The 1214-nt window shown below is 73.5% G+C and carries 1 protein-coding gene and 1 pseudogene; both read right to left on the reverse strand.

The features are described 5' to 3' along the window. Positions 1-791 (reverse strand): sensor domain-containing protein (locus H343_RS32750; protein ID WP_037905082.1); only part of this gene is annotated, 791 nt, incomplete at its 3' end. 195 nt (positions 792-986) lie between these two features. Further along, positions 987-1214: pseudogene (locus tag H343_RS0124665) on the reverse strand (hypothetical protein); the annotation flags it as partial.

Here is a 1214-nt window from a genome sequence, read left to right on the forward strand (position 1 = left end):
AGGCGGGCCTGTGCGCCGTCGTGGAGGTCGCGTTCGATGCGGCGCAGGTCGGCGGCGGCGGTGTCGGCCACCGAACCACGATCCGACTCCAGCTCCTGTACGCGCGTCGCCAGCCGGGACGGTCCGAGCAGCCCGGACACCATCAGCCGGTCGACCTGGTTCACGCCCCGCACCAGCCACGGAGTCAGCAGGACCACCGCCAGTCCGGCGGCGCTGACGACCAGCAGTTCGGGCGCCTCGTCCGCGTACCGGACGCTCGTCCCGTCGGCGAATCGGAGGCCGGGCTCGTCCATGTAGCGGGGGAAGGTCCACTGCCAGGCCGGGTACAGCGCGAGCGACCACCCCAGGGGCCACAGGACGGCGGTGACGGTGAAGGTGAACAGCGCCCAGGGGAAGTGCAGCACGGTGTAGAGCAGGTGCCGCCAGGAGACCCCGCTGCGCAGCAGCGCCCCCATCCACGGCATCGCGCCGTCGCGGCGTTGCAGCGTCCGTACGGGCTCGGGCTCGGCGATCTCCAGGCGCAGCAGCACGCGGGCGCGTGCCCGCTCCGCCCTGCCGATGCCCCGGCAGCCCAGCAGGCCGGCGGCCAGCACGGGGACGCCGAGGAACGTGATCAGGAGACCGGCGCCGACGGAGAGCACGGTGAGCGCGTAGCCGAAGGTGAGGACCGCCACCGGCAGGGAGGTGGCGATGTAGAGCAACTCCCGCCAGGTGCGGGCTTCGAGAGGGGCGCGCAGCCATGCCGGCACCGGGTGGGGGCGGGGCTGCGCGAGGTGTGATGCGGTAGCCATGTGTGGGCCCGTCCTCTTCCGGTTCGGGGATGCGGCGCCGTGGGCGGCCTGCCGTCTGTCTCTCTTCCAGAGTCCGCTTCGTGGTGCCGGCGCTGCCATGGCGGGAGCACGCCTGTCGATGAGGGGGTTTACCCCACCGCCGCCGCCGCTGGCTCCTCAGGCTCCGTAGCCCTCTGGCCCGCTGTCCCGGACGGTTCAGCGCACGGCCTGCTTGCTCCCGCGGAGGGTGCGCCTGGCGAAGATCCCCTCACGCCGCCGCGGGGCGGCGCCGGGTGCGGGCCGGTGCGTGTTCCCTGCCTCGTGTTCACGCCAGGGGAGTTCGGCGGTGATGGTGGTGGGGCCGCCGGTGGGGGAGTCGAGGATGAGGAGGCCGTCGACGGCGTCGAGGCGTTCGGCGAGTCCGGCGAGTCCGCTGCCGTGGGT

The organism is Streptomyces sp. TAA204 (assembly GCF_000424965.1).